Genomic DNA, 18,773 nt, shown 5'->3' on the forward strand with positions numbered 1-18,773 from the left:
ACGATGGAACTTTTAAAAATGCAGACGAAGATGCAAACATATAAATTGATAACGCTGGGCGCGTTGGTCAGCCTTTTAACAGCCGCCTGCAGCAAAGACCTGCTGGACATAGACAACCCCAATGAAGCGCCCATCCATACGTTCTGGCAAACCGAATCGGATGCACAGATGGGCGTAAATGCTGCCTACAGCAGCTTATATAAAGAAGGGACTTGGATGCGGTGGCTGTCTTTTCGTTACGATCTGTCGTCCGACGAGGGATGGAGTAGCAGCCCGTGGAACGAATTGGGAGATTGGACGCGATTTAACTACGTAAATTATAATTTTCTTGAAGGAAATAATGTGCATTGGTCTCATTTTTACACCGGGATCTTCCGTGCAAATCAGGTGCTGACGCATGTACCCAATATAGAATTCACCGATCAGACGATTAAAGACCAAGTATTGGGGCAGGCATCCTTTCTGCGGGCGTTATGGTATTTTCAGGTCGCTACGCTGTGGGGAAAAGGTGCGCTCGTATTGGAGCCAAAAGACCCAAGCTATATTCCGGAGGAAGCTCCCGAAGAAGCGATCTGGGCTCAGGTAGAGACTGACCTTAAGGACGCGATTGCTAAATTGCCGGAGACCTGGGATGATAACAACGTAGGCCGGGCTACCATAGGAGCTGCGAAAGCATTGCTGGCGAAGGCGTATATGCAGCAGCACCGGTACAATGAAGCGAAAACGGAGTTGCAATGGCTCATCGACCGGGAAGGTACATTATATGGTTTGGTGGATAACTACCCGGATAACTTTACGCATCTCAACGAAAATAATATCGAAAGCGTATTTGAAATTCAGTTTGATGACGAAAATAAGGGGGGGACTGGCAACGATATTGCTATGGCGACAGGACTTCAACGCACACAGTTTTACGCTCCGGGCGGTATCGGCTGGCAGGATGGGAAAGCCCGCGCCTGGCTGGTGGGGGAGTATAAGAAGGAAAAAAACCTCAATGGGACGAATGATATCCGGTTGTACCATAACCTGTATTATAAGAGCAGCCCATCCGATTTTCCAGACGAAAACCCACTGATCTATGGAAGGCAATGGAACAATGCAGACTGGGGGGACCATCTCTTTATCCGGAAATATTCAACAGGATACTATCGGAATTTCGAGGATTATTTCGCGCCTAACAACTACCGCATCATCCGTTATGCCGACATCTTGCTCATGTATGCTGAATGTATTGTTGAAACGGGTGGATCTCCAGCGGAAGCTGCGTCCTATGTCAACAAAGTCAGGCAGCGGCCCTCCACGAATTTGCCGGCCTTGGAAAATAGTATCTATGCCAGCGCGCTGAGTTCACCAGCGCAGTTTTTGAAGCATCTTCAGATGGAGCGTACGCTTGAACTTTGTTTTGAGGGATGGCGATGGGCCGACCTCAAGCGCTGGGAGCTATTGGATTCCCAAGCTGGAATTGACGAATTAAAGTTAAGAGATGCCGATTTCAATAACTTTACGATTGACAAACACAACAGGTTGCCTATCCCGCAAATAGAAGTGGATAATAGTGATGGTAAGTTGACACAGAATCCAAACTACTAAAAGCCTTATTTGACAGAAGCCACTTAATAATACCGTATACTTGAAAAATGTTGATATTTAGACAAACCCAAATTCGGATCGGACTGCTGTTGCTGCTATCGATCCCGGTACGGACCATAACCCTAGGCCAGCAACCGAACCCTCCGGGGCAGGTGGGGCGTGCCGAGGATGCTGTGAACCAGGCTTACTTGTTTGCGCATATGCTACATGAAGATTATGGTCGGCTATACTACTCGGTCAGTACGGATGGATTGCATTGGTATGCGCTGAACGGAAAGAAACGGGTATCCGATGATTACAAAGGTCATCCTGATATTTGTAAAGGACACGATGGAAAATACTACCTGGCGGGGAATAACAATGATTCCTCGCCGGACATCAATATCTGGGTCTCCGAGGATCTGATTAGTTGGCAAAAATATAGCACATACACCCCCAATTTGGCCAGTACACCCGATTATGCGCATGCATTGCAGCGTATAGGTGCCCCGAAGTTGTATTTTGATGAGCCCTCCAAGCGATATATCCTGACGTGGCACACCCCCCATAAAGAGGGCACCAAGGAGGATCCTGAACGATATTGGGCAAGTCAGCGGACACTTTACGTCCTTTCGGAAGATCTCAAATCCTTTTCGGATCACCCCACTAAATTATTTGACTGGAATATGGGGACTATAGACGTGTTTATTCGTAAGGTGAACAATCAGTACTACGCGGTAATCAAAGACGAGACTTACCCGACGTTGTATTGGCCGACAGGCAAAACAATCCGGATTTCACGGGCGCCATACCTTACTGGCCCTTATTCGGAACCGTCAGCTCCAATAAGCCCAAATTTCAGGGAAGCACCAATGCTGATCCCATCGCCCGACAACCAGATTTGGTATATGTATTATGAACAGTATCCCGGTGTTTCGTACGGTTTGTCTATCACTGATAACCTGAATGGCCCTTGGTACCAGGCCTCGGGGTATACGTTTTTCTCGGACTGGGATAAATACAGCTTGCCAAAATCAGTACGACATGGGTGTATGATTGCGATTTCGAAAGATGAATTCAATGCGCTTGTGAAAAAATTCGGGATTGAAAATGAATAAACAAATTATAGTTAAATGAAACCGATATGATTAAAATAATCATTATTCACAAGTTTATCTGCTTTCAAAGGCGTTCATGAATGCTTCGCAGTTAAACCCACAGGGGAATGATTATTTTAATCATCAAAGGTTCCATCTGACCATTGAACCGAGCTTGCGAGCTCATTGATGCCTTGAAAAGTCAAATAATGACATCAATAAAATTAAATATAAACAGATGAAACATTATCTTCTTTTATTCCTATCAGTAGGTTTCTGTATATTGGCATGCTCATCGAGCAGTACTGGTAAGCTCCCGGAATTACCCGAAGACCCGGTGGAAACGAACGTATTCTTTGGTGACCCTTTTATTCTGTTGCACGGTGACACCTATTATGCGTATGGCACGTCTGCAGATGATGGTATTGCGGTATATGTTTCGCGGGACCTACTTTCATGGGAAACAGTACAAGGCAATCGCTTGGCGCTCGATAAAAAGGACTCTTGGGGCGACCGCTGGTTTTGGGCCCCGGAAGTTTACCATATGGATGGAAAATTCTATATGTATTATTCGGCGGATGAGCATATTTGCGTGGCCACGAGTGACAGTCCGTTGGGTCCATTCAAACAGGAAATCAAGCGGCCAATGATCGCCGATGAAAAGGGCATCGATAATTCGTTGTTCATAGACGATAATGGCAAACCATACCTTTTCTATGACCGATTCAACGATGGCCTGAATATTTGGGTGGCGGAGCTTGAGGACAACCTGACGGAGATAAAGCCGAAAACGGCCGTAAAATGCATCCATGTATCGCAAGAATGGGAGGAAGTTTGGCCCCGCGTCAATGAAGGGCCTTTTGTGTTGAAGCACGAGGGGAAGTATTATATGACGTATTCCGCCAACAGCTATGAAAGCTCCTTCTATGGAATAGGTTTTGCTACTGCTGAGCAGATTATGGGTCCATGGACTAAGCATGCGGGAAATCCGATTTTGCAAAAACCAGGCAACTTGGTGGGTGTGGGTCATAGCGCCATGTTTCGGGATAAAGCGGGCGAGCTACGCATCGTGTTCCACGCGCATCATAGCCAAACCGAAATACATCCGCGCATCATGCACATCAGTAACGTCTCCTTTGAGGAAAAAGATGGCGAAACGGTAATGGTCATTAATGAAAAATTCATCACACCCAAACTGGTGATCAAATAGATAAAACTATGGGAATTTACAGTTTAAGTGCATTATTAGTAATCATTGCCTCCTGCGGCAAATCTGCAGGCGACAACGTTCCGGAAGATAAAAAGCCATCCAATGGACACAAAACCACTTATGTTAATCCCGTTTTTGAACCGATATTGGCTGATCCATCGGTGATTCGCGATTCGGAGTCGGGCGACTTTTACGCCTATGGCACCCAAGACAATTGGGGCGATGGGCAGGGAAGTCGGCTCATGCCTATATTACGGTCTGTTGATTTGGCAAACTGGAAGGTGGTTGGACAGGCCTTTACCGAGAAACCCGCCTGGAAGGAAGCGGGTGGGCTGTGGGCGCCTGATGTCAACTATGTTGATGGAAAGTATCACCTTTACTATTCTTACTCCACATGGGGCGACCCTAATCCGGGAATTGGGGTGGCAGTGGCGGATAAGCCCAGTGGCCCCTTCATTGATCAAGGCAAACTGTTTACCAGTGAAGAGGTGGACGTACCCAACTCCATTGACCCCCATTTTTTCGAGGATGATGGCAAGCGGTACCTGTTTTGGGGGAGTTTCAGCAACGCACCGACCCAAGGTACTTATGGTGTACGCTTGGCGGATAATGGTCTATCGGTACCGGATTTAGATGAAAAATTCAAGATTGCCGCTGGGGATTTCGAAGCGGTGATGATCCACAAAAGAGATGATTACTATTATTTTTTCGGCTCCAAGGGCAGCTGCTGTGATGGTGCGAATAGCCAGTACCATGTATTGGTTGCACGATCGAAGAACCTGACGGGACCTTATCTCGACAAAGTGGGAAAAGATATCGCTGAACGCGACAATGGGACCTTGCTTTTACAGGGTAATGATCGCATTGTCGGCCCGGGACATAATTCGCGCATCATTACCGACAGCGAGGGGATAGATTGGCTCCTTTATCATGGCATCGACCGCACGAAAGGTAAAGTGCCCAGCGGCGCAAGCCGACGAATGCTTATGCTGGATAAGTTGATCTGGACCGATGGCTGGTCGGAAATCGAAGGCCACTCACCAAGCACCACCTCCAAAAAAGGACCAGTATTTCAGTGATACTGGTGGTAAGGCTCGATCACCATTTTTTGGTATTCATTTCGATATTGATGCGGTTGCTTGCCGGTTACCTTCTTGAATTGCTTGTTGAAATTGGTGGGCGACAGGAACCCACATTCGTAGCCGATACGGTCGATATTCATCTTATCTTCCTTTAGCAGCTTGCAAGCGTATTCGATACGGATTTCCTTGAGGAAGTCCGAAAATGACTGATTTACCCTGGATTTAAAGTACCGGCTGAACGATGTACACGTCATACTGGCAATCGAGGCAACATCTTCCAGGTTGATCTTACGCTGGAAATTTTTCATGATAAATTCGTATACCTTGTTCATCCGATCCGTCTCAGCTTCGGTATTGTACGATTTCGAATGTGTATCGGTAATCAGCTGGCATTCGTCCGAAAGCGCAATGGTATTCAGGATACGGAGGAGTTGGATAATGCTTTCCGCGCCTTTCAGGAGTAACAAGTCGTTCATCAGCCGACTGACTTCCCGTTGTGTCCTGCCGGTGATTTCGATGCCGCATTGCGAGCGTTGGAAAAGATGCCTGATACGTTCAAACTCTTCCTTGTTCTCAATGGTTTCGCCCAGGAAATGATCGTGGAAGTAAATGACAACGACGGTGGTGCTGAGTGTGCTGTCTTTCTCGAAATACGGATTATGGCTGCGCCACACGTGCGGAAGGTTGGGGCCGATCAGCACCAGGTCATTCGCTTTGAAAGGCTTGATGCTGTCGCCCACAAAACGATTACCCTCCCCCTCTACCACGTATGATAATTGGAATTCCGGATGCAAATGAAAAGTTGGATCGAAATACGGTTCTACCTGTTTTCGGATGACGAACGATTTCGATTCGGGAATGAGTGATTTGGGTATAATATGGCTCTTCTTCATGATTTATCGTATTTGGTGTGCTAAATTAGTTAATTATGATATAATTTGACTATAAAGAGATAACATATCGCGGTTTTCGGGGTTCTTTCATCTATACCTTTGCTTATGTAATACGGATTATAAACTTTAATAAACCAAATGAGAGGGATTATCTACTTTGCTGTTACTTGTTGCTTATTGGTGTGGAATTGTACCAACGAACGCCCAAGACGTGCCGAGGTGCTGTTTTTGAGTGGTGGTGCGCTTGAAGCTGGGCAGACGGGAAAGTACGCTACCTGGCTTGCTGTAGAACTGTTTAAGGCAGGCATCAATCTGACCTATACCGAGGACGTCAACGATTTACATGAAGATAAGCTTAACCGTTATGACGGGCTTATCATTTATGGTAGTCACGATTCGCTATCGTCATCGCAGGAAAGTGCTATGAAAGCGTTCCTGGAAAAAGGTAAGGGCATCATTCCGATCAGTTTGGGCTCAATAGCATTCGGCAGTTCCCAGTGGTACAGCGACATTGTAGGAGGTAAGCTTACGACGCAGCAACAAGGAGCGCTGACCATCGAGGTTATGGATACATCGTATCAGGTCACGGAGGGGGTGGCAGCTTTTGACGTGGATGAACGCTATACCTTCGAATGGGTAAACCCAGAAAATACCGTATTGTTGGAAGCTGTAGAAAATGAAACGCGCGAACCTTATGCTTGGGTGCGAACGGCAGGGCGCGGTCGTGTTTTCTTTACCCCGTTGGGAAATTCGGAGGCAACATGGAAGAATCGCAGTTTTTTGCGGTTGCTGAGAAACGGAACATTGTGGGCCGTTGGCGACAAGGTTCGCGAGTTGATCAAGCAACTAGACATCCCTGATGTAAGCATTTACCCCGATTCGATTGCCGACTTTACAGCCCGCCATGATGTGCCCAAAATGCAGGATCCATTGTCGCCCGAGGAATCTATGAAGCTCATGCAGGTACCCGTCGACTTTGAAATAAAGCTATTTGCTGCTGAGCCCGATATCGTCAATCCCATGGCTATGAGTTGGGATGAGCGAGGTCGTTTATGGATCATCGAAGCAGTAGATTACCCAAATAATTTCGTAGAGATCAAGGGGGAGAATAATGATCGGATTAAAATCTGTGAAGATACCAATGGAGATGGTGTGGCTGATAAATTCACCGTTTTTGCAGAAGGACTGAACATCGCCTCAAGCCTTACGTTTATAAATGACGGCGTGCTCGTCGCCATGGCTCCGCATTTTATCTTCCTGAAAGATACCGATGGGGATGACGTTGCGGACGTGAAGGAGACGGTGATGACCGGATGGAATAAAAATGACACCCATGCAGGCCCATCGAACCTGCAATATGGTTTCGATAATAAAATTTGGGGAGTTACGGGATATGCTGGTTTCAATGGCGATATTAATGGCAAACGGCATACCTTTGGTCAGGGCCTGTACCATTTTAATCCAGATGGCACTGATTTCGAGTTTCTAGCCACCACGAGCAACAATACTTGGGGACTAGGCATGACCGAAGACAACAACGTGTTTATCTCTACCGCAAACAACACGCATAGCGCGTTTTATTCGATGCCCGAAAAGCTGTTCCAACGCAAGGTAAAGGAAGGCCATCGCAGGCAACAGGTCAATGCCATACAAAAAATCGATGGGCATTATGATGTACATGCCTTAACCCCAAATCTAAGGCAGGTTGACGTGGTTGGCGGCTTTACTTCGGCAGCAGGCCATCAGCTGTACACCGCCAGGGATTATCCAGAAAGCTATTGGAATAAGGTGGCCTTTGTGACCGAGCCCACAGTGCGCTTGGTACACAATGCCCTCATAAAACCGGATGGAGCAGGTTTCAAGGAAGAAGATGGGTGGAATTTGGTGACCAGTTCAGACGAATGGTACGGGCCTATACATGCGGAGGTGGGACCTGACGGTGCCGTTTGGGTGTTAGATTGGTATAACTTCATCATCCAACATAATGTATTTGTACCTGCCCAGGCTCCATCCGAAAAGGTACTGCCCTTTACCGATCAACCTCATGGTCCCGGCAACGCATTCGAAAGTGATTTACGGGATAAAAAACATGGCCGGGTATACCGGATTGTCCATAAAAAAGGAAAGCACAAGGAACAGCATCAGCTCTCAAAAGATAATTCAGCCGGATTGTTGAAGGCATTGAAAAGCGACAATAAATTCTGGCGCATGCATGCCCAACGGCTGCTGGTAGAGCGGCAGAAAGAAGATGTGGTGAACGACTTGGTCAACATCGCCTTGGATAAAAAAGTAGATAAGATCGGCCTGAACGCCCCAGCCATCCACGCGTTATGGACACTTCAAGGCCTCCATGTAATCGAAACCAACAAAAAGGTATTTGATGCAGCCGTAACCTGTCTGAAACACCCTTCAGCAGGCGTGAGGAAAGCCGCTATACAGGTGTTGCCAATAAACAGTCAATCGCTTGAAGCGATTTTGGCCAGCGAGGTGTTGAAAGATGACCAATTAAACACACGTTTGGCCGCTTTTGTGCGGATGGCTGAATACCCGGCTTCCGGTACATTGGCCGGTGCGTTGTTGGCGGCTACAAACGATGCGGTCAATGAAAGTGACAGATGGTTGTCGCAGGCATTGTTCGGCGCCATCACCCAGCACGAAGGTGCATTTCACCAAGTGACAGCACAAGGATCGCGCAATGCCTTTGCCGACCGTATTTTGGAAGCGCTAGCCGATGAGCGATATGTGCTGGGAAGGAGAACGCGGTTGCAGTTTTCTCCGGACGTGTCGAATAAGGAAATCCACATTGAAACGGAAGTCAGCAGGCGCGACAACCAACGCTACAATGGCCTTATCGTCGGCCAAGGCGATCAGAACGATGGCTATGCACTCTACCTGAAAGACGACAGGTTGTTTTTCGAAGTTTACCAGCATGGGCAGGGAACCACCGTTTCAAGCAAAGGCAGGGTGCCGAACAGCTTCACCGTCAAAGCCCAGATAACGGCAGATGCCACAGCCAAGCTGCTGGTCAACAATGTCAGCCAAGGTGAAGCAAAAATCATGCATCTGTTCACCGCTCCTTTGAAGCTCTACCTGCGTAGTGGGCAGGATTTTGACGACAAATATGCGTTCACGGATTACGGAGGCTCATCGGAGTTTACCGGTAATGTAAACAACATTACGGTGAGGCTTTCAAAGGCCCATGGCGGGCACCAGCAAAGGGTAACATCCGAAGCGGATGAGACCGAGAGCACCACACCCTCCGAGCGCATCGAGCTGAAAGCCGTGAAGGATATCATGCAATACGACAAGAAGTTGATTACCGTACAAGCCGGTAAGCGGATAACCTTGATTTTCGAAAATCCAGACGGGATGCAGCATAACTTATTGATTATCCAGCCCGGTACATTGGAGATTGTGGGTAAGGCAGCGGATGATATGTTGCGCTCCTCGGAGGCTTTTGACAAGCAATATATACCCGATATCCCAGAAGTATTGCACCACACACCGTTGGTAGACCCCGGCGAAAGCTTTACGTTGGAGTTTACAGCGCCGAAAGAGGCAGGTGATTACCCCTATGTCTGTACGTTTCCAGGGCATTGGCGAGGAATGAATGGTATTATGAGCGTTGTAAAATAAGCATTAAAATAATTGACGAATGAAGAAGGTAGCAAAATTACTAACAGGACTTGCATTAGTGTTGTCTATTGTAGGTATAGCGCTTGGTCAAACAAAGCCCATTCAAGTATTGATGGTGGGTGGGGGAGGGTCCCATGATTTTGACCGTTGGTACCGCCAGGAGGATACCAAAACACTTGAATCTACCGGTGATTTTCAGGTGCAATACACCGACCGCCCCGACTCTATCGCGATTTATTTAAAACAAGCGGATATCCTGATTCTTTCCAACAACCAGCCCATAGACGAAAAGGGTCAGGCCGCAATCACCAAATTTGTCGAAAAAGGGAACGGACTGCTGCTGTTGCATGCTGCGGTTTGGTACAACTGGGAGGACTGGCCAGCGTATAATCTAAACTACGTAGGAGGTGGCAGCAAGAGCCACGAGAAATTCCAGGCGTTCAAGAACTATGTAGTCAATCCGTCCCATCCCATCACGCAAGGTGTTCCCCAGAAATTCGAGTTTCAGGATGAGTTGTATCGTCATGTGCCTGATTCGCAGGCAAAAGGGATAGAGGTGCTGGCCATTGGCCAATCGAAAGAAACTGATGCGGTTTATCCTGTAGTGTTTACCGTTAAACATCGGAAGGCTAGGATCGTGGGTATCACATTGGGCCATGATGAGCATAGCCATCAGCATGAAGCGTATAAGGCATTATTAATCAACGCTGCCAAATGGGTTGCAAACTAATCAAATGGTATAATTAAGTAATAGATCAAACACATGTCAAAAATTACAGTCGTTATCGTCGGTATGGGATTTGGAAAAGAATTTATCCCAATTTATCAGAAACATCCCAACATCAAAGCAGTAGGTATTTGTACCCGTAATCAAGACACGCTCAATGACCTTAAGGCCAAGTTCAACTTAGACGAAGACTTGCTGTTTACAGACTTCGATGAGGTGGTAAAGCGGAACGATGTCGATGCCATCCATGTCGTTACGCCCGTACCCGAACATGCGCGCATGACGTTGGCGTCATTGAACGCCAATAAGCATACAGCTTGCACGATACCCATGGCGATGACCGTAGAAGATTGCCAAGCAATCGTAGCCGCAAAACGCAAATCCGGTAAGGTATACATGATGATGGAAACCGCATTATATACAAGGGAATTTCTGTACGGACTGAAGCTGGCCGAAACGGGGCAGTTGGGAAAAATCCAGTTTGTAAGGGGCTCACATATCCAAGATATGAGTATGGAGGGTTGGGCTGAATATTGGAAAGGTTATCCGCCCATGTTAAACGGAACACACGCCATATCACCTTTGTTGCGTATCAACAATACGATCGCCGAGTCGGTGGTTTGCCACGGTTCAGGCAAGTTATCGGATGATTTGGCTAGCCGCTATAATGCCCCATATGCGGTGGAAACCGCTACATTCAAGCTCCGAGGCACGGATGTGGTAGCCGAGGCTACTCGTTCACTTTTCGATGTGGTGCGGCAGTACCGCGAAAGCTATGATGTCTACGGTACAAAAATGTCATTCGAATGGGAACAACTGCAAGACGAAGAGCATGTAGTCTTTGACGGCGGTGAAAATGCAAGAAGAATCAATGTGCCCGATACCGATGAGTTATTGATTCCTGAAATTGCTGATTTTACTAAGCGCGAAAAGATAGATGACCCTAACCACGTTTCGTTCCTCCAGGGAGCTGGCCACGGGGGATCGCATCCCCACTTGGTGCAGGAGTTTATCGCCGCGATTGTGGAAGGCAGGCATTCGGCTGTAGATGCCGCACTGGCGGCCAATTATACTTGCGCAGGTATATGTGCACATGAATCGGCGATGAAAGGTGGCATCAGGGTCGATGTACCGAGTTTCGAACAACAATAAATAATTTGGTTTGTCAGCGATGGATATAGGAATAAGCACGTTTGTTTGGGTTTCGCCGTTTTCAAGTAAGTCCTTTGATATCTTGCATAAAGCCAAAGCGATCGGTTATGATGTGGTAGAGGTTGCAGTAGAAGACCGCGATTTGATTGATTGGGCTGCTTTAAAGGAAATTGCGCGGGAGTTGGGATTGAAAATCACGATAAGTGGGGCGTTTGGTGTGGATCGGGATATTTCGAGCAATCGGGCCGAAATTCGGGCAAACGGGCTTTCCTATATCGTCGACTGCTTGAACATAGCAAGCGACATGGAGAGTCCAGTTTTTGGAGGGCCACTCTATTCGGCGGTCGGTAAAACCCGGTTGGTCTCTAAAGCTGAGAAAGAACAAGAACGCCAATGGTGTTTGGAAAACTTATTTCAAGCCACCAAGCATGCAGAAGCCCTAGGGGTAATCTTGGCGTTGGAGCCGCTAAATCGATTTGAAACCGATATGGTCAATACGGTTGACCAAGCCATATCGCTGGTGGATGAGGTGGATAGTAGCCATTTGAAAATATTGCTAGATACCTTCCACAGCAATATTGAGGAGAAAAACATCCCTGCATGTATTGAGAAACTGGGGGATAGGCTGATCCACATCCAAGCCAATGAAAACGACCGTGGCACACCGGGTACGGGCCACCTGGATTGGATGGGCATCCGCAATGCACTCGATACCATCGGTTATGATGGAAGCTTAGTGATTGAAACCTTCGGAGCCCCCTCCAAGGAGTTGGCAAGGGCAGCGAGCGTATGGAGGCCATTGGCCAATAGCGCGGATGAACTTGCCGAGGAGGGATTTGCATTTTTGAAGGGGACATTTTGCTGATGAATTGAACACAGATGACGCTGATTATGCGGATTGATACAGATAACAATTAAACACATCCGCGAACGTCAGTACGATCCGTGTTATCTGTGTTCTATAATATTTTAACAATAAATCGTTATCGCTCAAATTATGAACTCCACCACGTTACAAACCGCCAATCCTTCATCACCTAGTAAGCGACTTTTCTGGGGATGTTTCATTGTGTTGGTTGCATCCGCATTCGGATTTGTTTTCCGTGCATACCTTATGCCCGAGTGGGGCGTCCGGTTCGATTTGAGCAAAACCCAGCAAGGGCAAATCTTTGGTGTAAGTTTCTGGCCATTTGCATTGAGTATTGTGCTGTTTAGCTTGGTAATTGACAAGATAGGCTATAAGAAGTCCATGATTTTTGCTTTTCTGTGCCATGGGGCCTCCGTTATATTGACGGTATTCGCTACGGGATATTGGATGCTCTATTTTGGCACGTTCCTATTTGCCCTGGGAAACGGGGCTGCCGAAGCGGTGATCAATCCCGTGGTTGCTTCCATGTATCCAAAAGAGAAAACAAAATGGCTCAATATTCTCCATGCAGGTTGGCCGCTGGGGATTGCGTTGGCCGGTCTTTTGGGAATTACCTTATTGCATTTCCAGATCGATTGGAAAATAATGATGCTTTTTATCCTCCTGCCGACTATCGCCTATGGGGTACTTATTGTGAAAGAAAAATTTCCATTAAATGAGCGTGTTAAGGCCGGCGTGGGTTATTTGGATATGCTCAAGGAAGTTGGCGTGTTGGGCTTTCTGATTGTCATCAGTTTGTGTGCTTTTGAGTTAGGCAATCTTTTTGGTTGGTCGGCAATGGTGAGCGTGGCATTGATCGTGGTGATCATTGGTTTCATCGGCTTTTACCTCCGTACACTTGGCAGGCCATTGCTTGTGCTCCTGCTGCTCATTATGGTTCCGCTGGCAACAATGGAGCTTGGTACGGACAGTTGGATTACCGATCTCATGACACCCGAAATGAAGAAATTGGGTTTCCAAGGCGGATGGGTGTTGGTATTCACGGCCGTTATCATGGGTATACTGCGGTTGTATACCGGAGTGGTCACCAAGCGGATTTCGCCACTGGGAATCTTAGCGATAAGTGCGCTTATTTCCGCCGTTGGCTTGCAGTGGTTGTCCATATCGACCGGATATGCTATCCTGCTAGCCGCATTATGTTATGCACTGGGAAAAACCTACCTATGGGGTACCATGTTGGGCGTGGTATCCGAGCAATTTCCTAAAGGTGGGGCATTGGCATTGAATTTTACCAGTGCAGTAGGGCAGTTGGGTGTAGGTATCATAGGTGCTGTATTTTTAGGGTCTATCCAAGATAGCGAAATCGATTCAAAACTACACGTCTACGATATGGAAAATAGCACCGCTTATCATAAGAACTATGTGACGGAGACCAAACGGAGTATTTTCGGAGAATATAAGGCATTGGATCAGGAGAAATTGGCTGTTGCCGATGAGGAAACGCTAGCGGTAATCACCGAAGTGGAAAACCAATCCAAGAAATCCGCATTGTCCACGGTTTCCATATTACCGGTCTTTATGTTTTTATTTTTCGTCGCATTAATCATCTACTTCAGGTTAAAGGGAGGGTATAAGCCGGTTGTTCTTGAAGATGCGCCAAGCAGCACGCATTAGCATAAGCGGCCAATAAATACGATTATAACTAATTAAAGCCACCGAATTATGAAGAGGAGAAAATTCATCCACACACTAAATGCGGGCATGGCAGCAACGCTTGTCTCAAAATCCGCAATTGCTAACACGTTGTTTAGCTCATCTAACAACAGGAGCTTGCAGGAAGAGCTTGCCTATCACACCATCAAATCAATCACATTCGATGATGTGCGTATGCAATATCCGCGGTTAGTCGGGAAAAATGCCCGATTGGATATCCATGGTTATGGGCCACGTTTAGCTATTTGTATCCTTACTACAGATCAGGGAGCCAGAGGGTGGGCTTCCCTGCGGGGAGGCCGTAGAGAAGCAAGTCGTATTGTGCCTGATTTGATCGGAAAGAAACTATCCGATGTATTTGATGTCACGATCGGGATTACGGATGATCGGTATCTCCCTTTCGATATTGCCCTGCACGACTTGGCAGGAGTAGCACTCAATAAGCCCGTTTATGCCATATTAGGGCGCAGCACACCGTATCTTACAAAGTATTATAGCGGCATGATTTACTTTGACGATTTGGAACCTTCCCATGCACCTGGCGGAATTGACAAAATTCTGGAGGAATGCCGGTATGACTACGAATACGGTTACCGTCAATTTAAACTGAAAATCGGCCGGGGTCACCGTTGGATGCCCTACAAAGAAGGGCTAACCCGTGATATCGAAGTAACCAAGGCTGTAGCCGCGGCATTTCCCGATTGCGATATTTTGGTGGATGGCAACAACGGATTCACGGTCAACGAATTTATTGCTTATTTGAAGGGCATCGGTGATATTCCATTATTTTGGATTGAAGAACCCTTCCATGAGACTGTAAAAGACTACCGTATACTTAAGGACTGGATGCAAAGTGCGGGTGTAAGCAGTCTACTTGCAGACGGCGAAGCCGATCCGGATCCCGCATTATTAGATGAACTCATGCAGCAAAAGCTCATGGATGTACATCTCAGTGATATCGAAGGCCTTGGCTTTACGAATTGGAGGAAGCTCATGCCGCAGCTAGTGCAATACGGTGTGCAAGCATCGCCCCATGCATGGGGGTCGCTCCTGAAAACCTATTATACGGCCCATTTGGCGGGAGGGTTGGGAAACACGGTTACCGTTGAAGGTGTTACCAGTACTTCTGAAGATGTGGATCTCAGTAAATACACGATTAAAGACGGGAAGCTGATTCCTCCTGATGCGCCGGGATTTGGAATAGATCTATTGAGCATGTAAGGTTAATACGACATATCAGGACAGTTTTATTTGCGAATTTTCAGATAAATCGCTGAACCGAGAAATGATTCCATGGATTATGCACAGGAATCAGCTCGGACAGGAATTATTATGCCTTAAATTATATTTGTTTTTATATTATTATGGTATAATTTGACTATAACCAGATAAGATAGCACCTATTTTGCCTTGAATTATGCCCTAGCTTTGAAATGGGGATAATGATAACTAATAGTTAACCAGTATTAATTTTCAACGGGGAAAGGAGGGACAAGGAAGCTAACCCATCAGTTTGGTATAGGTGCGTTGCACCAACCATTGAGAGATCAGATATACCCTAAACCCACGAAAAAAAGTAATAACCAACTAAAAAAACAAGGCTATGCAAAAAGATTTTCATGAACGCAGGTTACGGCCGATTTGGCTGTATGCCCTTGCCTTTTTATCCATCTATTGCTGTTTAATTCTACAAGTTGTCACAGCGAACGCAGCGGCGTTGCCAGTATCGGGTGTCGCAGTAGGACAACGTCAGGTAAGCGGTACAGTTGTGGGTAGCGACAATACCCCGTTAGGGGGTGTTACCGTTACCGAAAAAGGAACAACCAACAGTACGAGTACCAATGACGAAGGAGCGTATTCCCTTACCTTGCAGCATGCAGATGATGCGGTGCTTGTATTTCGCTATGTGGGCTATTTGGCCCAAGAACTGCCCGTTTCTGGTGCAACGGTCAACGTCGTATTGGAGCGTGATGAAACCGCACTGGAGGAGGTGGTAGTCACCGGTTTTGGTATGACGCAGAAGAAAGAGACATTAACCGGTGCCATTTCATCCATCGGTGCTGATGACATTAGTCGGTCATTGTCTTCGACTACTTCCGGTGCCTTGGTCGGAAAAATGCCGGGGTTGAACTTCCGGCAGACCGACGGCCGGCCAGGGTCGTCAACCAACATCCAAATCCGTAACATGGGTAGTCCCCTGTACGTCATCGACGGGGTGCAGAAGGATGCCGGTCAGTTTAATAACTTGGATTTCAATGACATTGAATCCATCGCCATTCTGAAGGATGCATCTGCGGCCATCTATGGGGTACGGGCCGCAAATGGCGTTGTTGTTGTTACTACCAAACGGGGTAAGCGGAATACCAAGAACACCATCAGTTTGACGTCCAACTACGGTTTCCAGAATTTATCCACGTTTCCGAAGCCTGCGGATGCGGTGACCTATGTGGAGAGTTACATCCAATCCGAAACTGTACAGGGAGCGAATAACTACCGGTATGATGCCGACGATCTGGCGAAATGGCGTCAGGGTACGGAGAAGGGCTATGTGCCGTTTGATTGGTACGACTACATTTGGGAAACCTCTCCCCAGGTTTATCTCAATGCAAACGTCTCGGGCGGATCCGACAAAATAAACTACTATTTCAGCTTGGGTCACCTCAACCAGAATGACGTCATTGTAAACTACGGCGGTTTCAAACGGACCAACGTGCAGATGAACGTTACTTCCCAAATCTCTGATCGGTTTAAGGTTGGGGCAAGCTACAACGCCCGGCATGAGTATCGTAGAAACCCCGGTGTACCGGGCGGTGATGACTTGTGGTTGCCACGCTTCGGTACATTCCGTAACCTCCCCACGGTGCGTCCATTTGCCAATGATAATCCGGATTACCCGACACTAACGTCAAATGATCCGGGTACGAATTTTGGATGGTTGACCTACGATTTGTCCGGTGAGCGGACGGAGACTTGGCGGGTCAGCCAGCTCAATTTTGATGCAGAATACAACATTGTAGATGGGTTGACGGCCAAGGCCTTGGTAGGATATTATTACGCGTCCCAACGGATGGACAATCATGAATATACTTACAAGTTGTATGAGTACGATGCGGCAACCGATACGTATCCTGTCATGTTCGAAAATAATAACCCATGGCGTGAACGCCGTATGGGGCATGTTGAGGAAATGACTTCTAATGTGCAACTGAATTATGTCAAGTCGTTCAGTAACCATAATCTTGCCGTGATTGGTGGTGTGGAGAGTATTCTTAGAAAGGATCCTTCGACATGGGTACACTCGATTCCCACAGCTAATGCGTTGAAGCTCATTGATTATGAAACCATGGATACCTATACTGATAGGGGGGATAATCCGCAAGCTCGGTTAGGGTATATTGGTAAAATCAATTATGATTATGCAGGAAAGTATCTGGTCGAACTTCTGGGCCGGTACGATGGTTCCTGGAAATTCCCACCGAACGACCGTTGGGGATTCTTCCCTGCGGCGTCCGCCGGATGGCGTATTTCCCAAGAGTCGTTTTGGCAAGATAGTAAGTTAGGTCAAGTGGTGAACGACTTGAAGATCAGGGGTTCTTTTGGTATGGTAGGTGATGATGACTTGAACGACCTTGGTTATGCAGCGTTTGATTACATGGCGGGCTATAATTACAAGCAAGGGGGAGCAGTAATTGACGGTGCTTATGTACTGGGTTCTCAACCCCGTGGTTTACCGGTAACTACGCTTTCGTGGTTGCGTGCCGAGATGGTGAATGTTGGTTTCGATGCGGCGTTCTTGAGAAATAGACTGACCACCACCGTCGAATTTTTCCAACGAAAGCGGATGGGATTGCCGGCTGCGCGTTATGACATTTTGTTGCCCACTGAAGTCGGTTTTGGTTTACCCAATGAGAACCTGAATTCCGACATGCTCCGTGGTTATGAAGCAATGGTACGGTGGAGCGATCGGGTGAACGAATTTACCTATTCGCTAGGCGGTAACATTACCTATTCTCGCTTTTACGACTGGGATCGCTACAAACCCCGTTTTAGCAATTCATGGGATGAGTATAGAGGATCGCTTGTCCAACGGTACGGTTACCTGAACTGGGGTCTCGAATCGGATGGACAATTCAAAAGCTGGGACGAAATCACCAACTGGCCGGTTGATAATGACCGCCAAGGCAACCGCACCCTGCGCCCCGGCGATGTGAAATATGTGGATCAAAATGGGGATGGGGTAATCAATGGAATGGATGAACGCCCAATTGGATACCGCCAAGGTTCTACACCTGTGCTTAATTTCGGGTTGAACTTTTCCTTTGCCTATAAAAGATTTGATTTAGCAATGGATTTTTCAGGTGGTGGGATGTATACATTTTATAAGCAATGGGAAATGCGTAATCCATTCCACGATGGGGGCAACAACCCGCAATATTACTTTGACGATGCTTGGAAGCTTTCGGATATCTGGGATGCCAATAGCGAGTTGATTCCCGGCAAATACCCCATGTTGTTGATTGGTAACAGTTCGCATAGCAATTACTGGAACAGCACATTCTGGAAACAAAACATCCGGTATATCAAACTCCGCAACGTGGACTTCGGTTATTCGTTGCCCAAACGGATTCTTGAACCGCTGTCCATTACCGGAGTTCGGGTATATTTTTCAGGACAAAACCTCCTTACACTCACCAATCTCATCGGGGTAGATCCGGAAGCGGATCAGGATAACGGTTTGGGATATCCGACGATGCGGATATTCAATTTCGGCCTGAATGTGAGATTCTAATCTATTGGGATTAATTAAAAAAAAGGAAAGTATTATG

12 protein-coding genes are annotated in these 18,773 nt (G+C 47.0%); 11 read left to right on the forward strand and 1 reads right to left on the reverse strand.

Translation table 11 applies throughout. From position 1 onward, the window contains the following. The first annotated feature begins 3 nt into the window (after positions 1-3). The 4 genes from NF543_RS12050 to NF543_RS12065 all read left to right on the forward strand — a co-directional run bounded on the left by NF543_RS12050 (position 4) and on the right by NF543_RS12065 (position 4,955). Positions 4-1,590: a RagB/SusD family nutrient uptake outer membrane protein gene (locus tag NF543_RS12050; RefSeq protein ID WP_257668380.1), complete on the forward strand. Its 1,587-nt coding sequence runs from the start codon at positions 4-6 to the stop codon at positions 1,588-1,590. Positions 1,591-1,637: 47 nt separating this feature from the next. Beyond that, on the forward strand, positions 1,638-2,687 hold the full coding sequence (locus tag NF543_RS12055) for a glycoside hydrolase family protein (RefSeq protein ID WP_257668381.1): 1,050 nt from the start codon (positions 1,638-1,640) through the stop codon (positions 2,685-2,687). A gap of 217 nt (positions 2,688-2,904) precedes the next feature. Further along, positions 2,905-3,876: a glycoside hydrolase family 43 protein gene (locus NF543_RS12060; protein WP_257668382.1), complete on the forward strand. Its 972-nt coding sequence runs from the start codon at positions 2,905-2,907 to the stop codon at positions 3,874-3,876. An 8-nt stretch (positions 3,877-3,884) separates the two neighbouring features. Beyond that, positions 3,885-4,955, forward strand: coding sequence for a family 43 glycosylhydrolase (locus tag NF543_RS12065; protein WP_257668383.1), 1,071 nt, complete (start codon positions 3,885-3,887; stop codon positions 4,953-4,955). Here NF543_RS12065 and NF543_RS12070 read toward each other — a convergent pair. Continuing rightward, on the reverse strand, positions 4,949-5,851 hold the full coding sequence (locus NF543_RS12070; RefSeq protein WP_257668384.1) for an AraC family transcriptional regulator: 903 nt from the start codon (positions 5,849-5,851) through the stop codon (positions 4,949-4,951). The two genes, NF543_RS12065 and NF543_RS12070, sit on opposite strands and share 7 nt — an antisense overlap. 138 nt (positions 5,852-5,989) lie before the next feature. Between NF543_RS12070 and NF543_RS12075 the strand changes: the two genes are divergently transcribed. From NF543_RS12075 to NF543_RS12105, 7 genes are all read left to right on the forward strand, one after another. Further along, positions 5,990-9,487: a PVC-type heme-binding CxxCH protein gene (locus NF543_RS12075; RefSeq protein ID WP_257668385.1), complete on the forward strand. Its 3,498-nt coding sequence runs from the start codon at positions 5,990-5,992 to the stop codon at positions 9,485-9,487. Between the two features lie 19 nt (positions 9,488-9,506). Beyond that, the gene (locus tag NF543_RS12080; protein WP_257668386.1) at positions 9,507-10,217 is read left to right on the forward strand and encodes a ThuA domain-containing protein; all 711 of its coding nucleotides are present in this window, start codon (positions 9,507-9,509) and stop codon (positions 10,215-10,217) included. Positions 10,218-10,250: 33 nt separating this feature from the next. After that, on the forward strand, positions 10,251-11,366 hold the full coding sequence (locus NF543_RS12085) for a Gfo/Idh/MocA family protein (protein WP_257668387.1): 1,116 nt from the start codon (positions 10,251-10,253) through the stop codon (positions 11,364-11,366). A 19-nt stretch (positions 11,367-11,385) separates the two neighbouring features. Then, on the forward strand, positions 11,386-12,231 hold the full coding sequence (locus tag NF543_RS12090; protein WP_257668388.1) for a sugar phosphate isomerase/epimerase family protein: 846 nt from the start codon (positions 11,386-11,388) through the stop codon (positions 12,229-12,231). A 132-nt stretch (positions 12,232-12,363) separates the two neighbouring features. Further along, the gene (locus NF543_RS12095; protein ID WP_257668389.1) at positions 12,364-13,908 is read left to right on the forward strand and encodes an MFS transporter; all 1,545 of its coding nucleotides are present in this window, start codon (positions 12,364-12,366) and stop codon (positions 13,906-13,908) included. Positions 13,909-13,956: 48 nt separating this feature from the next. Beyond that, complete coding sequence (locus NF543_RS12100; RefSeq protein ID WP_257668390.1) at positions 13,957-15,168, forward strand: mandelate racemase/muconate lactonizing enzyme family protein; 1,212 nt, start codon at positions 13,957-13,959, stop codon at positions 15,166-15,168. Positions 15,169-15,550: 382 nt separating this feature from the next. Continuing rightward, positions 15,551-18,736 (forward strand): SusC/RagA family TonB-linked outer membrane protein, encoded by a 3,186-nt coding sequence (locus tag NF543_RS12105; RefSeq protein WP_257668391.1) that lies wholly within the window; start codon positions 15,551-15,553, stop codon positions 18,734-18,736. Positions 18,737-18,773: the final 37 nt, after the last annotated feature.

Source organism: Parapedobacter tibetensis (assembly GCF_024704835.1).
Lineage (GTDB): Bacteria > Bacteroidota > Bacteroidia > Sphingobacteriales > Sphingobacteriaceae > Parapedobacter > Parapedobacter tibetensis.